Source organism: Leptolyngbya sp. AN02str (genome assembly GCF_050565595.1).
Classification (GTDB): domain Bacteria; phylum Cyanobacteriota; class Cyanobacteriia; order Elainellales; family Elainellaceae; genus Kaiparowitsia.
In genome coordinates this window covers 1-24,162 of the sequence record NZ_JBNXVR010000002.1, presented here as the reverse complement: position 1 = coordinate 24,162, position 24,162 = coordinate 1, and the positions used below count along the sequence as shown (strand labels likewise).

Below are 24,162 nucleotides of genomic sequence, written 5' to 3'. Positions count from 1 at the left end.
CACCCTGTTTGAGCGAGGAAGTGTTGGAATGCGAAGATTGCGCCGCGTTTTGGGATGGTGTGTGTGGGTTCTGGCTGCGTTTTGCGTTGCCGTTTGGCAATTGCCTGCCACATCCAACAAGCAACCTGCATTTACGCTGCGCATCTTGCATACCAATGATCATCACGCTCGGGTAGAAGCTGTATCGGCGGGTACAGCGGGCATGCTGGGCGGCGTTGCTCGCCGCAAAACGTTGTTTGACCAGCTTCGGGCCGAGAGTGCAGCCGAGGAGGTGCCGCTCCTGGCACTTGATGCTGGAGATGTGTTTCAAGGTACGCTGTATTTCACTCAGTTCAAGGGCCAAGCCGACTTGGAATTTTACAATGCGCTCGATTATGCAGCGGTTACCATCGGCAACCACGAGTTCGATGCGGGAGCCGAGACCCTGGCCAACTTTATTGATGGGGCTGAGTTCCCCATCTTGTCGGCCAACGTGGTAGCCGAGGCTCCATCGCCCCTGGCGGGCAAAATACAGCCGTGGGTGATTCAAGACGTGGCAGGTGAGCGCATTGGCATCTTTGGGTTAACTCCAGAAGATACGGCTATCTTGTCTAGCCCAGGAGAAGGGATTACGTTTTTGAATGCGCAAGCGGCGGCGGCGGCATCGGTTCAGTCCCTTCAGGCTGAAGGGGTAGATAGAATTATTGGGCTGACTCATATTGGCTTTGTGGGCGATCGCCAATTGGCCCAAAGCATCAACGGCATTGACGTCATCGTAGGCGGCCACTCCCATACTCCTTTAGGCGATATGCCCGGCGCAACAGAAGGGTATCCCGTCATTGTGTCTGCTCCCAATGGGGACAATGTGGTCATCGTCACGGATTGGGAATGGGGCAAATATTTGGGTGATTTGACCGTTCGGTTCGATAGTGTGGGACGAGTCGTGGCATGGGAAGAAGCGCCACGCCCTGTGGATGAAACCGTGGCCGAAGATCCAGGCTTTGCCAATCGAGTGGCGGCCTATGCCGAACCCCTTACTGTGTTACGGCAAACGGTAATTGGGCAAACCTTGGTGGATCTAGATGGCGATCGCGCTTTGGTTCGCAGTGGTGAAACAAACCTGGCCAATTTGATTGCCGATGCCATGCTCGAAAAAATGCGGCCCGAAGGTGCCCAAATCGCCATTACCAATGGCGGTGGTATTCGAGCCAGCATTCCCTCAGGAGAGATCACGATCGGCCAAGTGCTAGAGGTACTTCCCTTTGGCAACACGTTGGCCTTTGCCGATCTCACGGGACGGCAGATTCGTGCTGCGTTGGAAAGTGGACTTAGCCAGGCAGAAGAAGGGGCAGGTCGTTTTCCCCAAGTTGCGGGACTGTATCTGACTTGGGATCCCAAAGCTCCAGCAGGCCAGCGCATTACCGCCTTGCGCTTGATTGATAGCACGGGACGGATGCGATTGCTGCGCCCCGATGCTACCTATCGTGTTGTGACCAACAATTTTATGTTGAATGGCGGTGATGGCTATTCTGTTTTTACGGAAGGTCAAAATCCTTACACTTCGGGGTTTGATATGGCCGATAGCGTTATTGACTACATCAGCACCAATTCGCCGATCGAGTTGCAGCCGGATGGTCGTATCCGCTACAACTCTCCCTAATTGTCTCAGGACTTACGCAAGCCCACTAAATCTGGTGTGTTGGTGTTGTGGGTAGGGTGCTCCGCGCCCTACCCACAACACCAATGCGTAAGTCCAGTGTCTAATGAATGTTGTGCGCTAAGTGAATGTTGAACGGCATGAAAGCGTGGCACCGCACACGACACAAAAAAAGGGCAGCTTAGCTGCCCCTTTCATCAATCAATCCAGTCTGATGGAGTAGGTGAATTAGACCTTCACAGCATCTTTGGCTGCAACTTGGTCGAGTTCGCCTTTCTTGTACTTGGCGGCGTACACATCGACCGAGGCTTGCTTGATCTTGCTGGCGTTTCCAGCAGTCCAGAACTCCTGATAGCGATCGCTACATACTTTTTGCATGTACTTGATCGACGGCTTGAGGAAGTGACGGGGGTCAAATTCCTTGGTGTTCTTTTGCAGTGCTTCACGAACCGCAGCGGTAATCGCCAAACGGTTATCGGTGTCAATGTTCACCTTACGAACACCGCTCTTGATGCCCTTTTGAATTTCTTCGACAGGTACACCGTAGGTTTCGGGGATGGTGCCACCGTACTCGTTGATCAACGCGATCAAATCTTCGGGAACGGAAGAAGAACCGTGCATCACCAAGTGGGTGTTGGGCAGGCGGCTGTGAATTTCTTCAATGCGGCTGATGGCGAGGATTTCGCCAGTGGGCTTACGGGTAAACTTGTAAGCACCGTGGCTGGTGCCGATCGCAACGGCCAGCGCGTCTACCTGAGTTTGCAGCACGAAGTCAACCGCCTGGTCGGGATCGGTCAGCAGTTGGGAGTGATCCAACTTGCCTTCGAAACCATGGCCGTCTTCCGCTTCGCCCATGCCCGTTTCCAAGGAACCCAAACAGCCGAGCTCACCTTCAACAGAAGCACCAATGGCGTGAGCCACTTTCACCACTTCGGCGGTTACAGCCACGTTGTACTCGTAGCTAGCAGGGGTCTTGGCGTCCGCTTCGAGAGAACCGTCCATCATCACACTGGTGAAGCCGTTCTTGAGCGCCGAGTAGCAGGTTGCTGGCTCGTTGCCATGGTCTTGGTGCATGGAGATGGGAATGTGGGGGTAGGTCTCTACCGCGGCCAAGATCAGGTGGCGCAGGAAGTTTTCGCCAGCATAGGAGCGAGCACCGCGAGACGCTTGCAGAATCACGGGGCTGTCCGTTTCGTTGGCAGCCTGCATGATTGCCTGGATCTGCTCCATATTGTTTACGTTGAAGGCAGGGATGCCGTAGCCGTTCTCGGCTGCGTGATCCAGCAGCAGTCGCATGGGCACAAGTGCCATAAGGGGTTCCTCCTAGTCGGTGTGTTAGCTAATTCGGCTTAGGACAAATTCTTACGATAATCTTAAGACACTTTCCGAACCGAGTCGAATTGTGAATGGACAAATTCGATTCTATTTCCTGATTTCAGTTTTCGTAAGAGTTGTCTAAATAGTTCAGGGCGCTGCTTGAGGTTTGTTGGTGCCTGCTGAACGCGCTCTGAAAAATCGCAAACTTTGCATAAGTTAAGTATAAATGCTCAGGCTACTTTTTGCATCTGATTAAGCCTAAGTTTTGGATAAGCGGAAGTGCCCATTTTTGCGTGCGCAACGCGCACACAAAAATGGGCTTTTTTGAGGTTCGCGCGCTGCGCAAACCTCAAAAAAGCCCTTGACCGAAACTGACGTTGATCAAGTGCTTGATGCACGGTTTGATGATAGATGTGTTTTCAGCGCTGGCCGTTTTCGACTGCGAGTCAATGCTTTTAGGGAGAATTCAAAAAAAGATGCCTTGTTTGGGATAAAGCTATCCAAAAAAGGCATCCTAATGATTTGCTTCCGGTGATTTATGGGTCGCCTGGGATTCGAACCCAGGACCGATCGGTTAAAAGCCGAGTGCTCTACCGCTGAGCTAGCGACCCAAATTTGTGCGCCTCAACGCGCCGAATATCAAATTAACACAAGATGATTGCAGTTGTGTCATTTTTGGAAAAATTTCTGGAATTTTTTTGGACGAATTTTGAATGGGGTATCTATAAATTGCGAAAACCCTGGAGGAATCAGGGTTCTGCACGCGATGATCAATCGGGCACGGGGCGTTTGGCTGAAGTACTGGAGGGTTGGGGTTGATCGGGTAAGAGATCCCTGGAGTTGGAGCGGCGATCGCTCATTCTAGCGGCGACACGCGAAGACGAAACCAAGTTTGGAGCTGTTTGCCTGGTGGCAATAGAGTTAGGCGATCGCCTGTGTTGAGTGCGTTGCGGCCTGCGCTCCAAGGTTCCAGGCAATAAAAATCCTTTTCCTTCAAAGTCCAAAACACTAGGTTGGAATAGAACTGGTCAAATTCAAATGTGAGCTGGTGGTTTTGGGCTGCATCACGAACGGTGGCCTGCTGAGTTGCTAGCTCTGGAAAAATGACATCAATTTCATCCAAGGCAAAGTCGAACCCGTTGAGAAATGTGTGAGATAGCTGGGTGCGCTGGTCGATGAGCTGCGTGGCCGGGATCTGGAAACTTAGCTGGGATTTGTCCACCACGGTGAAGTAGGGGTGCAACCCCAACGAGAACGGCATGGTGACGCTGCCCACGTTGGCAACCTCCTGCCGAATTTCCAGCACTGGGCCACGAATGTGATAGGTAAACCGCAGCTGAAAATCAAACGGATAGCGCGATCGCGTTTCGGGACTGCTTTCTAGCAAAAGGGTGAGGCTGACTCCGTCTTCTACTGCCTGATCGACTACCTGCCAGGGCAAATCGCGGGCAAATCCATGCTGCTTTAGTCCATACATCTGACCATCAACGGTATAGGCGTTGTCTGGCAAGTTGCCGCAAATGGGAAACAGAATGGGCACTCCGCCCCGTACCGAGAGTCCAGGGTCTCGAAAGCGCTCTTGATCGAGATAGAGCAAGTCTTTGCCCGCGACAGACCAGCGGGTGATAATGCCGCCGCGCTTGGGCACAACTTCTAGCCGCGCTTGGGCCGCATCTTCTGCAAGCAGGTAAGTAAGGTACTGACGAGATTCCGTTTTGATGAATGCCAAAGCTGACTCCTCAAGATGAATATTGAGATGAATGGTGAATCAACAGTCGATGCCCCAAATCAAACCGAGCTTGAGTGCTCATAGCTTTATCGAATGAAATCGACAGCGTTGCCATCGGTAAACCCTTCTTTGGTGAACCCGTCGGTTGTGAAGCCGCTTTCGGATTCAGGATTGCTGGTTGTGGCTCCGTCGGAAAATGGTTCGGAGCTGGGTCCTTCCTTGGCGGCTGGCTCTGCTTGGCGATCGCCCAACGCATCCGGTTTGATAAATTCCTTGGATGGACTATCTGGAGTGTTGAGTTCGCGCTCGTCTTGACCTTGCTCAACCGGAACGACCTGCTTGGCTGGCTGGGGCGCGGTTGGCGTGGAGTCACCTTCGGGTTGGGGAAAGCGCTTACCATCTGGTGCGGATGGAGTGAAAGAATCTGTGGGGGTAGACAGGCTGGGAGCCGCCTCGGGAGATGGCTCGGGATAGGAAATGAATGAATCCTGAGTGGGAGTCGATGGAGCCGCAGGCGCAGGTTTGGTGGGTTTGGTGGCGCCCCCCTGGCGATCGAGCACGACCGATGTGGGCAGGGGTTGGTCAAACAAGGCTGATGCTTGCTCTAAATAACCGAGGATGGTTTTGGCCTTTTGCCCTTGGGCGATCGCCGGAGTTGATTTCTGCACCTGAACGGGCAAAAACTCCAGCTTCATCTGATCATCTTTAATCGCAACCTTGAGCACTGCCGAGTCATAATCGGGGGCTTCGCTGTGGGGCTGGTTGGTCAGCATAAAATTTCCGAGGGAATAGGCGATCGCCCGCCCTTTGTAGATTTCGGCCCCTTGCAGCACATCTGGATGGTAGCCCACCACTAGATCCGCGCCACTGTCCACGGCCAGATGCGCCAAATTGACCTGCCAATCGGCAGGATAGCTAGACAGATCCTGACTCCAGTAGTAATTCACCACTACCCAGTCCACCTGATCCCGAATGGACTTCACATCCTCGGCAATGCGGTCTTGTAGGGCTGGGTTTGCTCCTGCCCGCCACATGCCCGCAGCATACTCATCGGTGTCGGCATAGCCCAAGTAGGCAATCCGCTGGCCCCGCACGTCAATAATTTCGGGTCGGCGCGCTTCACGCTGGTTGCGCCCTGCCCCAACGGGACGAACGCCAACCTCTTTTAGCGTGTCCAATGTTTTGAGCAACCCCTGTTGGCCATTCTGGGCTAGGGCATCGCTCGATACGTTGACAATTCCCACGCCCGATTGTCGTAACGATTTTAACGAGGCGGGGGTGGTCGCATCTCCAAGAATATCGAGGGGGCGATCGAGATTGGCCAGAAAAATGTCGGGAGGCACTGCGGTATTCGATGCCACAGAATCGATTGCTGCACCGGATGCTCCTGTGAACGAAGCGTGGGTAAAGCGCTGAACGCCGGATGCAGTGGAACCGTTGGGATCAACGGCAGGTTGAAGAACCGCAGGATTAAAGTCGGGACTGCCGCTAAAGGTCAGCGTAATTGCAGAATTGGGCGTGCCTGAGGCTGCAGGTGTGACCGGAACCTTGCCTTGTGCTGTTCGAACCGTGTTTGGTCGCTGATTGCCAAAGGCCAGCTCGGGGCCGTACTGATTCCATAATTCAATGCTGCCACCCAGCATCACCACTGCTGCTGCGGTGGTGGCTGCAAGCTTGAGTTGTGATGGCGAGATGTTACGAGCTGCCTCGGCTAAGGAGTGAGCACTGGAGTAGAGCGAGTTGGCGAATAGGTAGCTATATCGCTTGGAGAGCATCAGGGATGACGTATACCAATGAGGCACTGTCAGGGGGCGTGCATGCCGTCTCCGTTTGATGCGGCGCTTGGGGTGGCTGCTTTGGGGAGAGGTGCGGTGGGACTGAGACTTTCGGGGTTTAGCGTTTGAATGGCTATGGCTGTAGCTATGGTGCGTTTGAAAATGCTGTGGCGATCGCCGCTTTCGAGTTGGCTGCGCTGGGTAGGGGGCACGGGAGGTGTAGGGAGCGCCAACGTAGTCTGAGATGGAGTAAGGCGCAATGGGGCGGGGTTGGGGTCTTCTTGTTGGGGTGGGTGGCAGATTTGCCCCCCGCTGATGAGATGACCTGCGCTGGCTAGAGCCCGCACGCGATCGCCGTGAAGGAGCCTGCGGGGACATGGACCGCTGAGATACGATCGCCCGTGGTTGAGACGGGGCTGGGAGCCGCCGCAGCCGAATTGAGGCATCCCACAGGATTTCGTCGCTATCAATATAGCGAGTGATAATGCGCACACCGTGGATCAGGCTGGAGTTGAGCCGACTAATCCGATGGCACACCAGTTGATTGAGGCGATCGCGCTGCGGCTGACGCAAAAATTCCAACAAAACGAGCAACACCCCAGGGCGATCGGCTGCAACGCGAGCATAGATCCCCTGGGGGACTAAACACACATTCAGCCAGTAGGCGATCGCCCGAAAGTCTCCAGCCCGTGCCAACTGCACCGCCGAAGGCTGAGATAACTGCTCTAAATTGACCATGAACTGCGTCACTCCTCTTTCCCACATTTGGCACACATTTGGCACAGTTTGATACGGCCAACGCTGCAGGGCCTAAAACCAGAATGTTGTTTTAAGCTCCAATCGGGCTGCATCTCATAGCTGGTGCTCAATCGAGCCGCGCCAAGGTTTTTCCCAAAGTCTATATCAGAAACCCAAGAACGGCGCGAAATTGTCAACGGCAGGCAATTGTCAACGGCGTGAATTTGTCAGTGACAAGTATCACTCTGGTATGCCTTTCATATCACGCCAACCTATGGGGTGAGATCAACTGTGAATTCGGCAAAATGGCCGATAGTGTATGCATTCAAGAATGCGCGTGGGTATGGGACGATGATCGATAAGCTGGTGCAGTCGGCGTTGGCAACTGGGTGTCTCAGCGTAGAGTCTGAGGGTTTGTTGCGGCAGTTAATTGCTGTGAAAACGGTGAAACCAGCCGATCGCCAAGCATTAGAAATGCTGCAATCGGCAATGCAAGAAGGCCATGTGACGCGAGAAGCACGCCACTTTAAAGATTCACAAAGGTCCACACCTTTTCTAACGAGTGACTTTGGCACCGCTTCGCGCTAGAGCGATCGCATTTTTAGGCTTTTGTAAAAGGTAGTTGAGGATCTGTACCCGGTGCAGATCCTCATTTATTTTCTTAAGAATTTATTAGCTTTGCATGAGGTGTAGCTTGAGAACCCTTGGCGGGCCAAACCGTGTAAACCCTGAATTGAGAATGAATTTGCCGTTGATTGCAGCAGTGTTGACCGATCCATCAGTTAGATTTAGCTAGGAATCGAATTTTCCCTGTGTTTCGCCAGCGTAAATTGTTATGACTCCCAACCCCAATGTTCCCCCATCCCCTTCGAGCCAGTCGGCAGAGCAGGATGAGCTAATCAATGCATCACAGGCGAACAATGGGGACGCATCGGTTGAGCGATCGCCCATCCCTAGCGTCACCCCCACCTCCAATGGCCGCATGCCAGACACTCGGTTTACCCAAGATTTTTATCGGGAGCTGAATGCTGTGCCGTCTACGCCATCAATTTGGGTTCTATTGCTGGTGCTGGCGATCGCGATTTCATTGGCTGGGGCATTTATCAACCTGCCCTGGGTTGCCAACATGGCCTCGATTGTGGTGCTTATTTTGGCAGGGCGGGTATTTTGGTTAACGTTGCGGCCCATTGTGGCAGAGTTGCTATCGCCTCGGCAGCAAGCCAATATCGTCGCCATGATTGGCGTTGTTACCAGTGTGGTGTTGCTGGTGCGCTACACCGGCTTAGGGCCGTGGTTTGGTGAGTGGTACTCAGGGCTGAACTGGGATGCAGTGGGGGCCACGGGTGAAGTCGTGGGGGCGCTTGGCCAAATCTTGATTGCCGTTTTGGCGGTCTACGTCGCGTGGCGGCAGTATGTGATCTCCAGGGATTTGACGATTCAGCAAAACTTGATCACACAGCAGCAAACCATCGACTCCTACTTTCAGGGTATTTCGGAGCTTGTGCTGGATGCTGAGGGGTTGCTAGAAGACTGGCCCCAAGAACGGGCGATCGCCGAAGGACGCACGGCTGCAATTCTCAGCAGCGTTGATAATACGGGTAAGGCCAAAGTGGTTCGGTTTTTGTCGCGCTCTCGGTTGCTTAGCCCCCTCAAACGCGATCGCATTTTGGGACGGGCGATTTTGGATGGAACGGGGGGCTATGAAGAAGACCGTGAAAACGGCGTGCGGGTGATCGATCTTGGAGTCATGATGGCGGGGGCAGACTTGTCCCAAACTGATTTGCGCTGGACCGATTTGAGTGATGCCAATTTGATCCGCGCTCGTCTGCGCAATTGCGATTTGGTGAAAACTAACTTCGTGCGCACGATTTTGGCTGAAGCGGATTTGTCAGGTTCCGATGTGTTTGGAGCCAAGTTCTTCCATGGTTCGGCCAAAACCGCCAGCCCCCGCAGCCGCACCATCTTGCCAAATTACAAAACGGGAGAACATACCGGAGCCGTGATTGAAAATGCCAATTTCGCTGGGGTACAGCGTATGACCGATGAGCAGCGCTACTACTGCTGCGCTTGGGGTGGCTCCAAAACTCGGAGTACGGTCCCTGGTGGGTGTGAGGGTATTCCCAATTTGCTGGGACGGTAATGGTTCAGGGAATTTAAAAGAAATTGTTGGGCAACGCCTGCAAGATGGTTGGCGATCGCCAACCATCTTGCACTAAACGCTTGGATGAATTGAGTGACTGCTGGAGCATGAGTGCGGGGTCATCAGTCTCCAAAAAGATGTGCGTGTTCAACTTGGTGATGTCGATCGCTCCCACCCTAGCGTTCTGAAATCATGCTGATTGTTTGTCCTTGCTCTGCGGAACGGCGGGCTGCATCGGCAACCTTGAGCGCGTACAAACTTTCCTGCGGGGTGACGTATAGGGGCGAGCCCGTCGTGAGGTGGTCTAGTACCAGCTTGCTATCTTTAGCAAACAATCCTCGGCGGCTTCCCATTTCAATGGAGCGCGATGCCTCGCCCAAAATGAGGGTTCCTACCTCTCCATCAATGGCGATCGCGCCAAACTGGCCCTGCACACTCAAGGTGCGCTCAGCTTGCCAGAAGGTTTCGCCTTTGCCATAGATCACCTCGGCAACGAGCCCGCTGACAAATTTGAGCTGGGCAGTACACAAACACGCGGTAAAGGGGCTGGGGCGATCGCCCACGGCATAGCGAGCCTGACAGCTCACCGTCGCCACCTTGCCAAACAAATTGGTGAGTCGATGAATGCGAGACACGGCACCCATCAGGGGAAAGCCAAACTCCTCCAGGCTAAAGGTCCATTTGGTGGGGGCAGGCCGCTGCGGATTGATGCTGCTGTAGCGCACATAAAAGGGATTGCCAATTTCGGGCAGGGCTTCGGCGATCGCAGTATGAATGCCACTCAATAGCTCAATGTGCTCTACGTGCAGCAACCGTCGTTGTTGGGCGGCCAGGGTGATGAGCTGATCGGCCTCGGCCACATCTAACGAGAGGGGATACTCAACCACCACATGTTTGCCAGCTTCAAGCGCTGCTTTGGCGATCGCCCCATGATCCCGATTCACCGTCGAAATGATGACCAGATTAATATCCTGCCGTTGCACCAGACTGCGCCAATCTGTCAGCACCTCAACATCCCAATGTTGGCAAAACTCGGCTGTTCTTTGGGCATCGCGCCCCACCACCGCCACCAAATGCGATCGCTCCTCGGCAATCAGGGTTTCTGCCCGAAGCCGTGCCGCGTAGCCTGTACCCACTAACCCAACTCGAATCTGCTGCATCGTAACTCACGTGACTGTGTTGTTGCATTGACGTGGCAAATGCCAGAAAAACTGGGCGATCGCCCCAAGGTGAACAAACGCATCAGAACTGCATTCCCAAACCTGTTTAGAGAATATCCCGTTGAGAGCTACCCAAAACTGCTGAGTTGAAGAACGTGAATCAGGTTTGGTTGGAGCGTGAACATCGCAGCAGAGCCCCCTGCACAATGCTGCCCCCCCTGCCAAGGCGATCCCCACTTCCGACGCTGGAGTGCAAATCTGCGCTCACCCTTATCACTGTAATGGACCTCGGTGCAGCATCATGGATACGTACGGATGGGGAATACCAAAATTGGAAGATAAATTTGTAATTTAGACGTTGAATGAGATCTTCTTTGAACCGAATGTTTGGGATGATTCGCTATCACTGACTGATGTTTCCCCTGCATTGTCGATCCATTCAGATTTCGTTGGAAAAATATGCATCAGCGGCCACTAATAACCGCTGCCTATTGTATGGATGTCAAAAGCTAAAAAAGACTAATTTCTATGTTTCCATTTCACCTTTTGGACATTCTTATCGTCCGAATAAGTTCCATGGAATGGTGCATTTTGAATTCTACGACACGTAATTGCATCAAATTACCGGGGCATTTGGGCTACAGGCGATCGCGCGCAAATTTTTGGGCTTCAGGTATAAGTAATTTCGGATTAATTGATCGGGTTTGATTACGAATCCCGTTCATCCTCTCCTACTAAATGCGGTTACAGTTCTATCGATTTCTCGTAGTATCAGAAAGGAGTTTGCCCTTTAGCAACTAAACCAAATGTGCAAGGGGTGAACTTTTAACACTGCCGTTTCAAATCTTGAGAGGAATGTTGCATGGCAACTTACAAGGTCACGTTGATCAACGAAGCTGAAGGGTTGAACACCACCATCGACGTTGCCGATGATGTGTATATTCTCGATGCCGCTGAAGAGCAAGGCATCGATTTACCCTACTCCTGCCGTGCGGGTGCCTGCTCCACCTGTGCTGGTAAGATCCAGTCTGGTACTATCGACCAGTCTGACCAGTCCTTCTTGGATGATGATCAAATCGAAGCTGGTTACGTGTTGACTTGTGTGGCTTACCCCACCTCTGATGTGACCATTTTGACCCACCAAGAAGAAGAGCTTTACTAAGCACTGCTGTAAGTTTGGTTTAGGTTTGTATTGGCATCGAGTTTCAAGCTGGCTCTCCATCGCTTGAGGCTCGGTGCCTCTTATTTTTTTTAAAGGTACAGGACTGACGCAATTGACACGACCTCTTGCCCGATTGGCTTTGTTGAAGCAGGGATGGTTGCGCGGCCCAGCCTCACAACCATCCCTGCATGGGACTAGTCTTAACAGCACAGGAACGGGTTGCGCCAGCGGTTGGGATAGGGCGAATGGAGCGATCGCAGCGGTTTTATGTGGCGGTTGTATAGGATTGAAGGGCGCTTATTGAACATAAATTGTGGATAAGCTGAAGCGCCCATTTTTGCGTGCGCAACGCGCACGCAAAAATGGGCTTTTCTGAGGTTTGTGCGGCACGCAAACCTCAGAAAAGCCCATAACCGAAACTGATGTTTATTTAGACGATGCTCTGGGGACGCCACCTGTGGCGATGGGCAGCACCAATCGGCTAAGAATCCGCCCATCTTCCAGGCGATACAGGCTAAACTCACCGCCAAGCTGCTGCATTAACAGTTGGCAAATGGCCAAATGCAGCCCCGGTGGATTGTTGAGGATGGATGGGGCGAGTAAGTCGATGGGTGCGCCAGCATGCAGCTCTTCTAGTAGGCGAGACTCGACAATGCCCGTGTCGGTGATGGATAGTTCAAGCCAACGGGCATCGAGCTGCCGGCACCAAATGTCAAGCCGACCTCCAGCGGGCGATCGCAAGCAGGCCAGGGTCAGCAATTCGCACAGCACCAGTTCAATTTTGGGAATGTCGCCGCCGATGTTGACCGTGCCATCGTTATGCACCTGCGACCAGAGCTGCCGCTGCTTGATCAACGACTCAACTCGTTCGAGCGATCGCTTCAGCAAGCTTGGGAGTGCCACCGTTTCGTACTCAGCATGAAACTGCCACTGCTCATTTTTGAGCATTGGCCCCATGGAAGACAGAAGGCTGCCAAAATGGCGCAGCACTTGCTGGTAGCGCATGCTGGCCAAGGCATCGGTTTGGGTGCCCACATCGTTGAGGCGTTTTACCCCTTGTCCCAAAATGCGGTACATCTCTTCGATGCGGCGATGTTTGTACCAGTTCAACTGCTCCAGGCTCTGTTTGCGCTGAGTCAACAACTCCGATAGCATGATATGCCGCCGCGACCAGGCCAACTGACCCACCAGCGTACTCATGGCATTCAGCTGCCGCTCCGACCAGTACCGCTCCAGACGATCGGTCACGAGCGCAACGCCGCTCGGTTCGTGGTCGGGGGAGGTGCGCAACACCATCATTAAAATTTGGCCAATCTCTGGCCCGTTGAGCCACTGGCGAGTTTCCATATCCAGGTCATCAATGCTGACGGGCAACAGCCCATCCGCCTGAATTGCCCACTGCAACAGCGGATCGGTTTGTAGAGAAACGGTGGCTTCTTGATTTAGCGAAAATTTGGCACTGGTGATGTTTGCCGCTGTGACTTTGGCGAGCTTGCGCCCAGGTTGCCACGTGAGCAACACGGCCATGGGCACATTCAAAATTTGCGTGAGCTGGTGCATGGCAGAGCGTTCCAAAGCTTCTAGGCTTTGGGTTTGCTGCATGGCGTTTAGCCCCCACTGAATGGTTTGGTTGAGGGATTGCTGCTGTTCGGCCTGTTTCTGCAATTGCCATTGATGCAAAATCACGCCGACTTGCTGGCTCACCACGCGCAATACGTCGCGTTCGCTATGATTCCAAGTGCGGGCGGTGTCATGGCCAATGACTAGCAACCCTTCTAGGGGATGGCCAATGGCGGTGCTACACACCAGGAGCGATCGCACCCCTGCATCTAGCAAGACCTGTCGCCATGCCATTAGTTTCAGGTCTTCTTCCAGGTTTTCGATCGCAACGGGATTGGTGCTGCGTTCTAGCATTTGCCAGTCAACTTGGTTGAGCCCAGCCAGGGCGTGCGCAATGGGTCGTCGTCCGGCAGGTTGACGCTGGTAGCAAATGTTGAATTGCTCTTGCTCAGGGTCATACAGCAACACCATAAACCAGTCAGCCCGCAGCCGTTTGCACACGGTTTCTGCGGCGTTGCGAATGGTTGTTTGCCAATCTTCGTCGCTAAAAATCGCGCGAGTAATGTCCGACGATAATGCCTGATCCTGCTTGACTTGCTGGATCGACTCTTCCATTCCTTCGAGTGGAGCGGTGAGGGCAATAAGCTGGGCGGCTCCTCGAATGTAGCTTTTCTCTTCTTCAGACCAAATGCGGGGTTCGTTGCCCTCAACGGCCAAAAAGCCGTACAGCTCGTTATGGAACAAGATGGGAGCTGCCAGGAGCGATCGCGCCTGAATTTGCTGCATCAAGCGGCCTGTCATTTCTGCTTTGAGGGAGCTGTGGGCTTCGCCAATGGCCACCAGCTGATCCGCTGCAAGCGCTTGGTAGAAGCTGTTGACTTCCTGTGCAGTAAATCCTGATGCGGTGGATTGGTTGAAGGCATTGTCTCGACTACCCAATCGCCGCCAAAAATAGCGTCGTTCTGCTTCAAACCAGTACACATTGGTGCGATCGGGAGCGATAAAGCGGTTGGTCTCATCCACCACAGTTTCCAAACGAGCCTGGAGATTGGGGAGCGATCGCAACCGACCCAGCAATGCCAGTAGCGGTTCCTCAGGTCGTTTTGTTTGCTGCCGCTTGCGTTCTTCTTCAATCAGATATAGCGATGCGGCCAACGCCCCAAGCACAATCGAAAGGCGCGCCTTTTCCTCCGCATGGGGCGACACGCCCCACAGCGTAGAACCCAAAATCATCACTCCCAGGCAGCAATCGCGATGGCGAATTGGAAAGATGACCGTGCCCTGAATTGCTAGCTTTTGGGCAACTCGCCGCCATTCCCCCGCGCGGGTTTCTTCGCGCAAGTCGGGTACGCCCAGTGGTCTCTGCTGAATGACCACCTGCTCCATCAGGTCGCCCGGCTGCAAACTGATTTGTTGCCGAAGCACCGACATATCGCCCGCTGGCGTAATGCCGCCTTTGCCCACAAGGCGATGCCGCACGCGGTCATATAGCCCAACCCAAAGCAGTGCATAGTCAAACTCGGCCTGCAAATACGCCAACACGCCCGCAATCAGCGCATCCTCGTTCCCCTCTTCTTGCAAGGTCTGAAGAGTTTGCCGCAGGGCCGCCAATTGTTGTTCGTAGTTGGATGGCTTTTTCGGAGAACCCATGGTAAGTTGCTGTTGCTTTCCCCGGTGCTGGCTCAAACGGGACAGGCTGGTGTGTGAATCTTAGCGAGAGGTTGGTGAGATAGAATCAAAATTTTGGATGATCAGCATATTCATATCATTTGGGAGCCAACGATACCGTGCACAACATCCAACATCACCAACTTTCGGAATTTGAACAGGGATGAACTCATCGAGCAAAAGTGAGGACGATGAGAAAGGCTGGGTGAGCTTTTCTAGTGGTTGCGACCCTCTCTTGCTGCGTGTATTCCCTACAGTTCCCGTCGGTTGGGATTGATTCAAAAAGTAACGCTTGGGGGCAGTGGTTGCGAACAAGGCGGCCGAGCTAGCGCATCAAATCGCCAGCTTGCTGCTTGCAGAGATTGCCTCAGAATCGTGATAAATACACCCTTGAACCATGCAGGCCGATGCCTTGTAGAGCATACTCGATTTCTGCTGTGCCTCGGTTACTGACAAGCAGCTAGAAGGCGAGTGCGAGATTGCCTCTAGTATGAACTAGAATGCCCTTGCTGAAGGCATTGTCTGTGTGCTCTGGCTCTAGAGTTCCCATTCAGCGTCAATTATTGATACCTGTACCTAAAACCGTGAGTAAACCCTTTGATTTGTACCAGGCTGGAGTGCGACCGCTGCTGTTTTCGGTGTTGAATACGGACCCGGAGGCGTTGCATCAACAGATGATGACCCCGCTGGACTGGCTCGATCGCACCGAGAGTTTGGCCGGACGTTGGACTCGACAGCAGCTGAACCAATCGCTAACGGTGGATGTACCGTCGCTGCATCAAGCTTTATGGGGGCTGAATTTTGCCAATCCGGTTGGGCTTGCGGCTGGGTTTGATAAAAATGGTCAGGTTGCTCGAACCTGGGGCTGTTTTGGCTTTGGCTTTGCGGAGGTGGGTACGGTTACGTTTCATGCGCAGCCGGGTAATCCCAAGCCGCGCTTGTTTCGCTTGCCCGATGACCAGGCGGTGCTAAACCGCATGGGATTTAACAATCAAGGGGCGGCGGCGTTGGCCCAACGGCTGGCTGCTCATGCCCAAGAGCGATCGCTACGGCAAGAGTCTGGAGACAAGACTGGGCGATCGCTCCTACCGTTGGGAATCAATCTGGGCAAGTCCAAAATTACGCCCTTGGAAGAGGCGGCTGAGGACTATGTTCAGAGCTTTCGGTTGCTGCAACCGTGGGGTGACTACTTTGTGGTGAATGTGTCGTCGCCCAATACGCCAGGGTTGCGATCGCTTCAGGATGCTGACCAACTGGAACGAATTTTGTCTGCCCTCCAATCCGAAAACCAGAGCCGAAAACCACTGCTGGTAAAAATTGCACCCGATCTAGAATGGGAGGCGATCGCCGATATCCTCACCCTAGCTCAGACCTACGAGCTGGCTGGTATCATTGCCACCAACACCACCATTCGTCGAGATGGACTGGCGACACGAACATTGGCTGCCACGGGTAACTCCGTCGCAGAAGAAGCTGGCGGCATTAGCGGCGCACCGTTACGGCAGCGCTCCACCGAGGTGATTCGATTCATTTACGAAAAGACAAACGGCAAGCTTCCCATCATTGGCGTGGGCGGTATTTTTACCGCCGAGGATGCATGGGACAAAATTACGGCAGGCGCCAGTTTGCTCCAAGTGTATACCGGATGGATCTATGAAGGCCCGTGGATGGTGCGGCGCATTCTCGTCGGGCTAGAGCAACGTTTGCAGCAGCATGGCTGTTCCTCCCTGGCCGATGCGGTTGGCTTGGCGCTACAGCAACCCCAAAATTCGGCATGATGAAAGAAGCCATCCTCACAATTCTCAATTGGTAACCCAAGACTCAACGACGCTTCAACTCACCCGAACTAACTGATGAAAGTAGAATTTCGCGAGTGTGATTTTTTTGACCTCTGGATTTGGCTGGAGTTCAGCACGTTGCCATCCGACATGGAGCAACAGTACATCGAGGAGGTGTTTAATTCCTGGTTCTTTTTAGGCAAGCTGGGCGGCTTTAATGCCGAAAACTTGCAAGTGCAAGACAGCGGCCTCGACATTAGTTATATGGACTACAACGAAGACGCTGCCGACAACAGCATGATGGCGCTCATGCACAACATGGGCGAGTTTGAGTACAACGGCGTGTGGGCGCGCTGCTGGTTGGATATTGGCACATCGGATGCGATCGCCCTGGATGTTCTCATCAATGCGCTCAAGCAGTTCAGCAAAGACTACGTCACGATTGAGCGGCTGATCATTGGGGGTGAAAATTCCGATTGGCTAGTGCCCCGCAGTCGCCGCACCGTATTTGCCGACGATGTGGCTAGTGACAATTAGCGCATCGTCCAACGCATCGTCCTCCCTTGGCTCCAGCCGAAAAATCAGCAAGCGCGTCAGCAGGTTCCGATAGAATTGCTGACGCGCTTGTTTGTGCAACCGGAGCAGTTGTTTGTTCTGAAGCATCCAAGTTGTAGCTTGGATGAAGGACCGCCTCTCGTGGTGGGTCAGCGTTCTAGTTTTTCGGGAAACTCCCACGGCATTTACCCTGAACCTGGGCTACAACGCTGGACTAGAGTTCCTGCTCAAAATCCTTGAGCGTGTTCATGAGCTGATTCATGGAGGCTGAGGGAAGCAAATCGGCTAGGGCAACCTCGCGCTTGCCACCGCCAAGGGAGATGGTAATACCACTGAGCACGGCGGCGATCGCGGCTTCGTTTATGCTGCCGCTGGTTAGCATGGGGTAAAACTGTTCGGCTAGGCGCGTGTGCAGTTTGGCATCGCGTAGATATAGGTGCCACTTAGCAATGTCGATGTACACATTGTCGCCAATTCCGGCGGCGAGGGCTTCAATCGCTTCGGATGAGTTGGAATAAGCCATAAGACACAGGGGAACAAACGTGAGGGCAAATGAACAGTCTAGGATTTGTCGGTATAAGGAGTTACTGGATACTTGGCGATCGCAAAAATGTAGACGGCATGCACTACCAGCGCTGCTAGCCACACACCCGACACCACACCCAAGTTCATCAGCGAACCGGGCTTAACGGTTTCAAAAAACCAGAGGCCGCTATTAGTCGCCGCAAATACGGCCACATGGAGAGCAAAATTCATGCGGTCATCGAGTTTTCGAAAGGCGGGATCATTGCGATCCGGTTTGCGAGGCCAGCGGGGAGGCATATCAGCAACTCTGTAACAACGACGGCACCTTGATACGGTGCTTGCCTTCTATTTTAAGCGCTTAGGGGCTTTGCTGGCCGGTTGCAACATAATCCCCCGATTTGCCGCCACTCTTGCTCACTAACCGAATTGCTTCAATCTGAATCGACTTTTCCAATGCTTTAGCCATGTCGTATAAGGTGAGGGCGGCGATCGAAACGGCGGTTAGGGCTTCCATTTCCACGCCTGTTTCTGCCTTGATTTTGACCTCGGCTTGAATTCGATACCCCGGCAATGCTGCGTTGGACTCAATGGTCACTTCGACTTTGTGGAGTGGCAGCGGATGGCATAGGGGAATGAGATTGGCAGTTTGCTTGGCGGCCATAATGCCAGCGAGCCGAGCCGTGGCTAGTACGTCTCCCTTGGGGGCATTGCCCGACTGAATGGCCTCAAAGGTGCTGGGCTGCATGCGAACGATGCCTTCAGCGATCGCTTGACGCACCGTTTGCGCCTTTGCAGACACATCTACCATTTGTGCCTGCCCTGCTTGATCTAAGTGCGTGAGGGATTGGGCTGAGGGGTTCGACATAAATTTCCTCCAAAAGTTTGACATTCAGTTTCGTTATGCTACTATAAATATTCGGAGCAGGGGCCTGTAGCTCAGTGGACTAGAGCACGTGGCTACGGACCACGGTGTCGGGGGTTCGAATCCCTCCTGGCCCGTTCCGCAAAGGGAGAAGGTTTTACTTTCTCCCTTTTTGTTTGGCTATTCCTCTTGTCCGGTTGACGAAGCGTTCGTTTTGAATAGACCGAATCAGGCATTTTGCTTATGCATTGCGCACGCAAAATGCCTGATTCGGAAGGCTGCGCCGTATGCCCCTTAGGCAACTCCTGAGCTGAAACTGGCGTTTTGCGACTTTTTTTGCTAAGGCTTGAAATGGGGAAGTGGCTCAACGGCGTACATATCGCGGCCCAGACCCAGCGCAAAGCGCAGCGAAGTTGCAAGGCTTTTGCCAGAAAACAACAAGAACACGGCTAACCCAACCAGCGAGAGTCCAGCTGTAATACCAAAAATGCTGCGATAGTCGGTTCGTAAGGCGATCGCCCCTAACAGTGGCCCCGCAACTGCAATTCCCAAGTCAAACCCCACCATGCACAGGCTAAAGGTTCTACCTCGTTCATCGGCATGAGAGCGATCGGCCATAAGCGCCGCCATCATGGGAATCAGGGTTCCTGCAGCTGCTCCTTCAATGAGCCCTGCCAGCAAGAATGTGAGAGCATCGGTGGCTTGCCACAAAACGGCCATCGCCAAGGCATACATGACCAAACTCAGGCTGATGAATGGACCTCGCCCAATGCGATCGCTTGCCCGTCCCGCCAGCAAACGAATTCCAAATCCAGCAATCGCCGTTGAGCTATAGAACAATCCCACATTCAGCGGTACATTCACCTCACGCACCAGCAGCGGCACAAATGTGGTGAGCGCACCAAAGGCTAGCCCAATCATTAAAAGGACAAGCGCGGGAATGCGAATGTGAGGCCGCAGCAGCATGCTCCAAAACTGTAGCGAGGAGCTTTGCTTTTGATCGGCTTTGGGAATGGGCGGCTCGGTTACTCGTGCGGTGAAGATGAGTCCGATGAATCCTGCAAGCGCGGCCACTAAAAATGCTTGAAAGAATCCGATTTCTTGCAACACAAATCCACCCATGGCTGGCCCCAACCCCATGCCAATCGGATTCACCAGGCTCATGTAGCCGATCAGTTCGCCACGAAATTCGGGTGGTGAAATATCAATGACGAGAGCGCTATATGCCAGCGCAAATGCCGCAATGCTGATGCCGTGAAACGCACGCAGTGCCATCAACAAAGGAATGGAATCGGTGAGGACGTAGCCTAATGGGGCGATCGCTGCGGCTGCCATGCCAATCAGCAATACAATTTTGCGGCCTCGACTATCAGCCAATCGGGCCAAATAGCCACGAGAAGCCAATAACCCGACAGCAAACATACCTGTGACGATTCCAATCGTTTGGCTGTTGGCTCCGGTTGATTCTACATAAACGGGAAGGGTTGGCAGTAGGGCTGCGATCGCCGACCAAAATAAAAGACCTGCCATGAACAAAACCAGCAGGTTACGGCGAACAGGCGCATCCAAAAAATTAAAAACCTTCAAAGCCTGAGCTCTCTATCTACAAAACCAATCGACAAACTGTTCACACGTAGGTTTATCAGTCACCGAATGTTGAGACTGGGATGACGATAACCGCACTCATCCATCATGAACGAATTGAACCGCTTTTGCAGAATTCTACTAACAATCAAGACTAGCTGTTGGGTGGTTGGAGTGTGGAGAGTTCCACCCAATCAATTAGCAACGTATGAAATGATTTAACGGCGAACGAGCTGGGCCGCAACACATCCATCGGCGATCGCATCGTTTAAGAGATCAAGCAGGGCATGATCACGCTGAGTTAACTCGCTGCAATCCACCAAATCTTGGATTCGCTGTTGCGCAGATGGTGTTAGTTCCCCAGCATCTAATGCGCTACGAATACATGATTCAAGTTCTTGGGTGATAGAGCGATTCAGCTTAAACATGATTGCGGCATCAGTCAAATACGATATTTACCTAATCCAACACGATCTCAGCGATTTCCCGATAATGTACCAAAAATCTTAAATTTTCCACCTCACTCGATCGGACGATTGTGCGCTGAGTGGCTAGCTACAGTGCCATCTTTGCCCATCAAGGTTAAAAGGCACATAAGTTTTGAGATTACGTCAGATTTCGCTAATGACTTTTCTGGAGTTAGGCGCTGCACAACCCTCAGGAACAAACATTTTGCGTATGCATTGCGCTGCAAAATGGGTGTTTGGGTTTATCCAGAACTGGTCAGGACTCATGCAGTTGACTGATGGTTGGAGCGCTTAGCGTCCCAACCATCAGTCAACCCCCTGGTTTTTCGGATGAAGTGCGTAAGTCCTACCTGTGTGAGAACGGGCAAGTTTTGCTGTTTTCAGGGAAGAAACCCTGAACTATCGCTATGGGATAGGTAACGATAAAGGGCGTCGTGCTATGCATGACGCCCTTTCTTACTTTGAAATGAATTCTCAGTTCAAACAGTGAACCTAAGCCGAAACTGCCTCAGCAGCGGCAGGATACACACTGACTTTTTTGCGGTTTTTGCCGCGACGCTCAAAGGTGACCACTCCATCCACCAAGGCAAACAGCGTATCATCGCTACCGCGACCCACGTTCTCACCCGGATGAATTTTGGTGCCACGCTGACGAATCAAAATGTTGCCAGCCTTGACTGTCTGACCACCATAGCGCTTCACGCCGAGACGCTTGGCGTTTGAGTCACGACCGTTGCGTGTACTACCTGTACCTTTTTTATGTGCCATCGTTCCTGCCTCTACTTCTTCTACATCGTCACGCGCAAAAGCTTTGGGCTCTCACGTGTTGATCTATGATTCAATCCGGTTCAATAGAATTGGCCCGACATTGGGACCCATGCTCTCTGCCAATTAGGCGTCGGCGGTAGCTTTGGCAGGTGCCGCTGACTTAGAGCCCCCCAGATCAATGGAGTCGATCATGAGGCGGGTAAGCTCTTGGCGATGACCCTGCTTTTTGCGGGTCTTTTTCTTGGGACGCATCTTGTAAACGATGATCTTGCGACCGCGCAGGTGACGAACGACAGTACCTGTTACCGTAGCGCCTTCGACAAAAGGCTGGCCAATCGAGACGGAACCGTCGTTTTCAACGAACAGAACGCGATCGATGGTAACTTGGCTGTTTTCGTCGGCAGCAAGACGATCAACGTCGTAGAATCGACCTGCTTCAACCCGAAGCTGTTTACCGCCCGTTTCGATAATTGCGTATGGCATAGCTTTCCTTGTAATTGCCGTACAGGTAGCCCTTCTCGCTTAGAGAGCGCTGGCATTTGAACAGCGTGAACCTGATCCGAGCAAAATAAACACCAATTAACTAATATGCACGATGGAGAAGACAGGTGTCAACTCTTGTGAAAGATGAGTTGGTGGAATGGGAGCTTGAAACGGTGAGAAGGCGCGATCGCTCTTTACTCCTCAAACCTTTTCATTATATTAGGTAGGGGGAAATTAGAGAGATAGGGCGAACATTTGTATTCCTTCCTACTCATTTGCCTTATACAACGAAGCTGTTGGTTTCTCCTTGCGAGGCTTGCCAACTGCGCGCATCGTAATATAGGTCTTCTAATGAAATGCTGTAGAGCGCTTCTTTTAGTTTTTGGTGCAAACGATTCCACACGGTAAAAGTGACCCAATCTCCAGCTTGTTCACTGTTCGCATCGTGGCGAGGCAGGGGTTCCACAGTTTCGCCAACCGCTTCCAAAATGTCGCCCAGCGAGATGTGATGGGGCGATCGCGCAAGCTGGTAACCCCCCTGCGACCCTCGAATCGAGACAAGCAGACCTGAATGGCGTAGTTCAATTAGCAATTTTTCGAGATAGGGAGCAGGTAAATCTTGCCGTTGGGCGATCGCACGCACCGAAGCTGGCCCATATCCAGGCTGTAATGCCAAATCAAGCATTGCCTTGACACTGTAGTGACCCCGTGTAGTCAACTTCATGAGCTACTCCTCATCATTGCGTTCCCAGCACCAACCTATCGGCACGAATGCAGTCGGTCAAATCAAGTCAAATCGAGATGGACAGCCCCCCAGCGGAAACCGATGGATAGACATGGATTATCGCAGATTCGATGACCAGGCCGTGTCTCAGTCGTTCTACTATATTGGGTTGAACCTGTTTTTGCTGTTCGCGTTCGTTTAGGTCGAACCGGAGGCTAAATTGCATAGGTTGCCATACCCGATTGAGTCACTGTTCAGCCTGTGACGCCAGATTTTCTCTATTTTGTGATTTCTCGTTTTAGGTTGAACAGGGTTCAACCGTGGCAAAAAGAGTAAAGACGAACTGAGCAAATTAGTGCTAATTGGATGATATGGATGATACGCTTGCTTTACTTGTAAATTCGATGCAAAGAGTCAAGCCCTGCTTCGGGAGTGAATTGCTTCGAGTTTATGGGGGCCATGCGTTGGTCTGCTCTCTGCGAGCGATTGCGACCAAGCAAAAAACGAATTTGTTTGGTTACATAATGTACTTTTTGTGCCCTTTATTCAGTCAAGCAATCGAGAAGTTGCAATTGCCTTGGGTGATGATTTCTGTCAGATTTGCACACGGTTCGTAACCCTATCTTCTGCCGATGCATGTCCAACAGCAGCAAACATAATCGCCAGTTCTTGATTTCTCATCATCAATGCTGTAGCAAGGTTAATGTTGTCATACAAACCCTGCAAAAAGATTGCAACTTGATAGAAAAAAGTGTAACCCTCTGACTATGTCGGGGTAATATTGACCTAAATGCTGGATCGACTTGGTTTAAGATGATGTCTCTAAACAGATTTTCATCTGATTGGGTTCAGCAAGGTTGGCTGCAAAGCGATGTTTCAGTGGACTGAATTTTAGAGCAAAGTTAATGAGTAGAAGGAAGAAAATTGAGCCTCTCACTGGAGAGGCACTATTGTCTAAGGTGAAGCAATTAGAGCATCTAAGCAAAGAAGAGAAAGCCAAGGAATGTGGCTACTACACCGTTACCAAAAATGGTGTAGAGCGGGTCAATATGATGAAGTTCCTAAATGCTTTAATTGAGGCGGAAGGAATTGAGCTGGATGGCAAACAGGGGACAAACGGCCGTGGTGGAAGAAGCGCTAGCTATCGCATCACTGTGCAATCCAATGGCAATCTGTTGATTGGATCGGCTTATACAAAGCAAATGAACTTGAGCCCTGGTGACGAATTTGAAATTTCGCTTGGACGAAAGCATATTCGTTTGAAACAAATTGATGAAGAAAATCAAGAGCTTGAGAATTAATTTCTCAGCTTCTTGGGTTGTTCATTGGTTCATGATCGCTCTCATCGGTACCCTGCTTTCTTGGCAAAGCGTTTGGCCGATGGGAGCTTTTTGCATAGTTCAGCCGACATTCCGCAGGTTGCTCTGGGAATTAAAGGGAGTGGGGATAAGCTGAGGGAGACGAGTTAGGATCGCCCCCTTGCAGATCGAGAACTTGGACCACTTGGGACTGATTGCGGGTGTTATTGATG

Annotated in this window: 21 protein-coding genes and 2 tRNA genes; 8 read left to right on the top strand and 15 right to left on the bottom strand. The window is 52.3% G+C overall.

Translation table 11 applies throughout. The features are described 5' to 3' along the window. The first annotated feature begins 28 nt into the window (after window positions 1–28). Entirely contained in the window at window positions 29–1,639 is a 1,611-nt protein-coding gene (locus ACQ4M4_RS01915; protein WP_430682757.1) for a bifunctional metallophosphatase/5'-nucleotidase, read from the top strand. A 225-nt stretch (window positions 1,640–1,864) separates the two neighbouring features. Here ACQ4M4_RS01915 and fba read toward each other — a convergent pair whose 3' ends face one another. The 4 genes from fba to ACQ4M4_RS01895 all read right to left on the bottom strand — a co-directional run bounded on the left by fba (window position 1,865) and on the right by ACQ4M4_RS01895 (window position 7,195). Further along, on the bottom strand, window positions 1,865–2,947 hold the full coding sequence (gene fba, locus ACQ4M4_RS01910) for a class II fructose-bisphosphate aldolase (RefSeq protein WP_430682756.1): 1,083 nt from the start codon (window positions 2,945–2,947) through the stop codon (window positions 1,865–1,867). A gap of 545 nt (window positions 2,948–3,492) precedes the next feature. Next, window positions 3,493–3,564: transfer RNA gene (locus ACQ4M4_RS01905), tRNA-Lys, on the bottom strand. A gap of 245 nt (window positions 3,565–3,809) precedes the next feature. Then, window positions 3,810–4,682, bottom strand: a complete 873-nt coding sequence (locus ACQ4M4_RS01900; protein ID WP_430682755.1) for an aldose epimerase — start codon at window positions 4,680–4,682, stop codon at window positions 3,810–3,812. Window positions 4,683–4,768: 86 nt separating this feature from the next. After that, window positions 4,769–7,195 carry a CapA family protein gene (locus ACQ4M4_RS01895; RefSeq protein ID WP_430682754.1) on the bottom strand — a complete coding sequence of 809 codons (2,427 nt, stop codon included), beginning with the start codon at window positions 7,193–7,195 and terminating at the stop codon, window positions 4,769–4,771. Window positions 7,196–7,546: 351 nt separating this feature from the next. Between ACQ4M4_RS01895 and ACQ4M4_RS01890 the strand changes: the two genes are divergently transcribed. Beyond that, window positions 7,547–7,783 (top strand): hypothetical protein, encoded by a 237-nt coding sequence (locus tag ACQ4M4_RS01890; protein ID WP_430682753.1) that lies wholly within the window; start codon window positions 7,547–7,549, stop codon window positions 7,781–7,783. Between the two features lie 247 nt (window positions 7,784–8,030). Further along, on the top strand, window positions 8,031–9,335 hold the full coding sequence (locus tag ACQ4M4_RS01885; protein WP_430682752.1) for a pentapeptide repeat-containing protein: 1,305 nt from the start codon (window positions 8,031–8,033) through the stop codon (window positions 9,333–9,335). Between the two features lie 13 nt (window positions 9,336–9,348). Here the strand turns inward: ACQ4M4_RS01885 and ACQ4M4_RS01880 are convergent, their stop codons facing one another. Together ACQ4M4_RS01880 and ACQ4M4_RS01875 are read right to left on the bottom strand one after the other, a co-directional pair. Then, window positions 9,349–9,510, bottom strand: a complete 162-nt coding sequence (locus tag ACQ4M4_RS01880) for a hypothetical protein (RefSeq protein WP_430682751.1) — start codon at window positions 9,508–9,510, stop codon at window positions 9,349–9,351. 1 nt (window position 9,511) lies between these two features. Continuing rightward, window positions 9,512–10,495 (bottom strand): Gfo/Idh/MocA family protein, encoded by a 984-nt coding sequence (locus tag ACQ4M4_RS01875; protein ID WP_430682750.1) that lies wholly within the window; start codon window positions 10,493–10,495, stop codon window positions 9,512–9,514. An 862-nt stretch (window positions 10,496–11,357) separates the two neighbouring features. On the opposite strand from ACQ4M4_RS01875, the gene ACQ4M4_RS01870 reads away from it, so the two are divergent. Further along, window positions 11,358–11,657, top strand: coding sequence for a ferredoxin (locus ACQ4M4_RS01870; protein ID WP_430682749.1), 300 nt, complete (start codon window positions 11,358–11,360; stop codon window positions 11,655–11,657). Between the two features lie 426 nt (window positions 11,658–12,083). Here ACQ4M4_RS01870 and ACQ4M4_RS01865 read toward each other — a convergent pair whose 3' ends face one another. After that, window positions 12,084–14,867, bottom strand: coding sequence for a GAF domain-containing protein (locus tag ACQ4M4_RS01865; protein ID WP_430682748.1), 2,784 nt, complete (start codon window positions 14,865–14,867; stop codon window positions 12,084–12,086). Between the two features lie 602 nt (window positions 14,868–15,469). Between ACQ4M4_RS01865 and ACQ4M4_RS01860 the strand changes: the two genes are divergently transcribed. Together ACQ4M4_RS01860 and ACQ4M4_RS01855 are read left to right on the top strand one after the other, a co-directional pair. Next, window positions 15,470–16,663 carry a quinone-dependent dihydroorotate dehydrogenase gene (locus ACQ4M4_RS01860; RefSeq protein WP_430682747.1) on the top strand — a complete coding sequence of 398 codons (1,194 nt, stop codon included), beginning with the start codon at window positions 15,470–15,472 and terminating at the stop codon, window positions 16,661–16,663. A 75-nt stretch (window positions 16,664–16,738) separates the two neighbouring features. After that, complete coding sequence (locus tag ACQ4M4_RS01855) at window positions 16,739–17,200, top strand: DUF3531 family protein (RefSeq protein WP_430682746.1); 462 nt, start codon at window positions 16,739–16,741, stop codon at window positions 17,198–17,200. Between the two features lie 232 nt (window positions 17,201–17,432). Here the strand turns inward: ACQ4M4_RS01855 and ACQ4M4_RS01850 are convergent, their stop codons facing one another. The 3 genes from ACQ4M4_RS01850 to moaC all read right to left on the bottom strand — a co-directional run bounded on the left by ACQ4M4_RS01850 (window position 17,433) and on the right by moaC (window position 18,608). After that, complete coding sequence (locus tag ACQ4M4_RS01850) at window positions 17,433–17,741, bottom strand: DUF3181 family protein (RefSeq protein ID WP_430682745.1); 309 nt, start codon at window positions 17,739–17,741, stop codon at window positions 17,433–17,435. Between the two features lie 38 nt (window positions 17,742–17,779). Then, window positions 17,780–18,040: a hypothetical protein gene (locus ACQ4M4_RS01845; protein ID WP_430682744.1), complete on the bottom strand. Its 261-nt coding sequence runs from the start codon at window positions 18,038–18,040 to the stop codon at window positions 17,780–17,782. Window positions 18,041–18,101: 61 nt separating this feature from the next. Continuing rightward, the gene (gene moaC / locus ACQ4M4_RS01840) at window positions 18,102–18,608 is read right to left on the bottom strand and encodes a cyclic pyranopterin monophosphate synthase MoaC (RefSeq protein WP_430682743.1); all 507 of its coding nucleotides are present in this window, start codon (window positions 18,606–18,608) and stop codon (window positions 18,102–18,104) included. 60 nt (window positions 18,609–18,668) lie between these two features. Between moaC and ACQ4M4_RS01835 the strand changes: the two genes are divergently transcribed. Beyond that, window positions 18,669–18,742, top strand: a tRNA-Arg gene (locus ACQ4M4_RS01835). A 202-nt stretch (window positions 18,743–18,944) separates the two neighbouring features. On the opposite strand, the gene ACQ4M4_RS01830 is transcribed toward ACQ4M4_RS01835, so the two are convergent. The 5 genes from ACQ4M4_RS01830 to ACQ4M4_RS01810 form a co-directional block, all read right to left on the bottom strand. Further along, on the bottom strand, window positions 18,945–20,135 hold the full coding sequence (locus tag ACQ4M4_RS01830; protein WP_430682742.1) for an MFS transporter: 1,191 nt from the start codon (window positions 20,133–20,135) through the stop codon (window positions 18,945–18,947). A 272-nt stretch (window positions 20,136–20,407) separates the two neighbouring features. After that, the gene (locus ACQ4M4_RS01825) at window positions 20,408–20,617 is read right to left on the bottom strand and encodes a hypothetical protein (protein ID WP_430682741.1); all 210 of its coding nucleotides are present in this window, start codon (window positions 20,615–20,617) and stop codon (window positions 20,408–20,410) included. A gap of 531 nt (window positions 20,618–21,148) precedes the next feature. Further along, window positions 21,149–21,424 (bottom strand): 50S ribosomal protein L27, encoded by a 276-nt coding sequence (gene rpmA, locus ACQ4M4_RS01820; protein WP_430682740.1) that lies wholly within the window; start codon window positions 21,422–21,424, stop codon window positions 21,149–21,151. A 123-nt stretch (window positions 21,425–21,547) separates the two neighbouring features. After that, window positions 21,548–21,907 carry a 50S ribosomal protein L21 gene (gene rplU / locus ACQ4M4_RS01815; RefSeq protein WP_430682739.1) on the bottom strand — a complete coding sequence of 120 codons (360 nt, stop codon included), beginning with the start codon at window positions 21,905–21,907 and terminating at the stop codon, window positions 21,548–21,550. 280 nt (window positions 21,908–22,187) lie between these two features. Continuing rightward, entirely contained in the window at window positions 22,188–22,631 is a 444-nt protein-coding gene (locus ACQ4M4_RS01810) for an Rrf2 family transcriptional regulator (protein ID WP_430682738.1), read from the bottom strand. A gap of 959 nt (window positions 22,632–23,590) precedes the next feature. On the opposite strand from ACQ4M4_RS01810, the gene ACQ4M4_RS01805 reads away from it, so the two are divergent. Further along, a complete protein-coding gene (locus ACQ4M4_RS01805; protein ID WP_430682964.1) occupies window positions 23,591–23,932 on the top strand; it encodes an AbrB family transcriptional regulator in 342 nt (113 codons plus the stop codon). Window positions 23,933–24,162: the final 230 nt, after the last annotated feature.